At 68.4% G+C, this 1,870-nt stretch carries 2 protein-coding genes and 1 pseudogene; all 3 read left to right on the forward strand.

The genetic code is table 11. From position 1 onward, the window contains the following. A partial coding sequence (locus GPA_RS17495; RefSeq protein WP_197533090.1) for a hypothetical protein occupies window positions 1-1,382 on the forward strand: 1,382 nt, incomplete at its 5' end. 5 nt (window positions 1,383-1,387) lie between these two features. Further along, window positions 1,388-1,681, forward strand: a complete 294-nt coding sequence (locus GPA_RS19800; protein WP_231847703.1) for a DNA methyltransferase — start codon at window positions 1,388-1,390, stop codon at window positions 1,679-1,681. Further along, window positions 1,678-1,870, forward strand: a pseudogene (locus GPA_RS19205) (hypothetical protein); the annotation flags it as partial. The gene GPA_RS19800 and the pseudogene GPA_RS19205, both read left to right, overlap by 4 nt.

The raw sequence follows: 1,870 nt of genomic DNA on the forward strand, positions 1-1,870 counted from the left end.
TCGCCTTCGAGGACGCTGCGGTGTCGGCCACGGCGGCGGCGCGGGTCAAGCGCGAGACGATGGCGGCGCGCGTTGCGAAGGCCAAGGAGATCGTGGACGCGGCGCCGGAGGACTCGTTCATCCTGTGGCACGACCTGGAGGACGAGCGGCGCGCCATCAAGGCCGCGATCCCCGAGGCGGTGGAGGTGTACGGATCGCTCGACCTCGACGAGCGCGAGCGGCGCGTCATCGGGTTCTCGGAGGGGGAGTTCAGGATACTGGCCACGAAGCCGATCCTCTCGGGGTCGGGCTGCAACTTCCAGAGGCACTGCCACCGCGAGGTGTTCGTGGGCGTCGGGTTCAAGTTCAACGACTTCGTGCAGTCGGTCCACCGCGTGCAGCGATTCCAGCAAAAGCATCCGGTGCGCATCGACATCGTTTACGCGGAAGCGGAGCGCGAGGTGGTGCGCAACCTGCGGGACAAGTGGGCGAGATACGAGGAGCTGAACGAGCGCATGTCAGATATCATCAGGGAATACGGCTTGGCCGACGCGTCCATCGCCGAGGCGATGGCGAGGAGCGTCGGCATCGAGCGCATGGAGGCGAGCGGCGAGGGGTGGCTCGCGGCGAACAACGACACGGTGGCCGAGACGGCCGCCATGGAGCCGGACTCCGTGGACCTGATCGTCACGTCCATCCCGTTCTCGAACCACTACGAGTACACGCCGAGCTACAACGACTTCGGCCACACCGACGGCGACGCGCACTTCTTCGCGCAGATGGACTTCCTCACGCCCGAGCTCTACCGCGTGCTCAAACCGGGGAGGATCTACGCCTGCCACACCAAGGACCGCATCAACTTCGGATCCGTCACCGGGGCGGGGCTGCCGACCGTGCAGCCGTTCCACGCCGAGGTCATAGCCCACGGCATCAAGCATGGGTTCGACTACCTGGGCATGGTGACTGTGGTAACCGACGTGGTGCGCGAGAACAACCAGACGTACCGGCTGGGGTGGACGGAGTGCTGCAAGGACGGCACGAAGATGGGGGTCGGCAGCCCCGAGTACGTCATCCTGCTCCACAAGCCCCAGACCGACCGCGCACGCGGCTACGCCGACGTGCCGGTCGCGCACGAGAAGGAGGCCTACAGCCGCGCCCGCTGGCAGGTTGACGCGCACGCCTTCTGGCGGTCCTCGGGCGACCGCCCGCTCTCTCCCGAGGCTGGGCGGCGGTGCCGCCGGGCGACCTGCCGAAGGCGTTCCGCGCGGCCCAGGAGGGGCGCGTGTACGACTACGCCGCCCATGTGCGCATCGGGGAGGCCCTCGACGGCGAGGGGCGGCTGCCCTCGTCGTTCATGGCGCTCGCGCCGGCGAGCTGGCATCCGGAGGTGTGGGACGACGTGAGCCGCATGCTCACGCTCAACACCGAGCAGTCGCGGGGGCGCCGCCAGATGCACGTGTGCCCGCTGCAGTTCGACATCGTCGACCGGCTGGTGGAGCGATACAGCAACCCCGGCGAGCTCGTGTACGACCCGTTCGCGGGGCTCATGACCGTGCCGTTGCGGGCGCTCAAGCTCGGGCGGCGGGGGCGGGGGGTGGAGCTGAACGCCGGATACTGGCTCGACGGCGTGAAGTACCTCCAGGCGGAGGAGCGCCGATCTGACATGCCGACGATATTCGACCTGATAGGAGATGAGTCATGAGGATAAGCATAGCGAAGGACGTCCTAAAGGACGCCCTCTCGGCCGCGTGCCGGGCGACGGCGGACGGCAACTCGTTGCCCGAGCTCGCCTGCGTGCTCGTGGAGGCAGGGGGCGACGGCGCCGTCATCGAGGCGACCGACGGGACGTTCTCGGTGCGCGCGTCGGCCGCCGCGCTCGTCGAGGAGGAGG

The sequence above is a fragment of the Gordonibacter pamelaeae 7-10-1-b genome (genome assembly GCF_000210055.1).
Taxonomy (GTDB): Bacteria; Actinomycetota; Coriobacteriia; order Coriobacteriales; family Eggerthellaceae; genus Gordonibacter; species Gordonibacter pamelaeae.

Bases quoted from the DNA above. Each gene is read 5' to 3' on its own strand.
- GPA_RS19800 (WP_231847703.1), top strand. From the start codon at position 1,388: ATGCTCACGCTCAACACCGAGCAGTCGCGGGGGCGCCGCCAGATGCAC.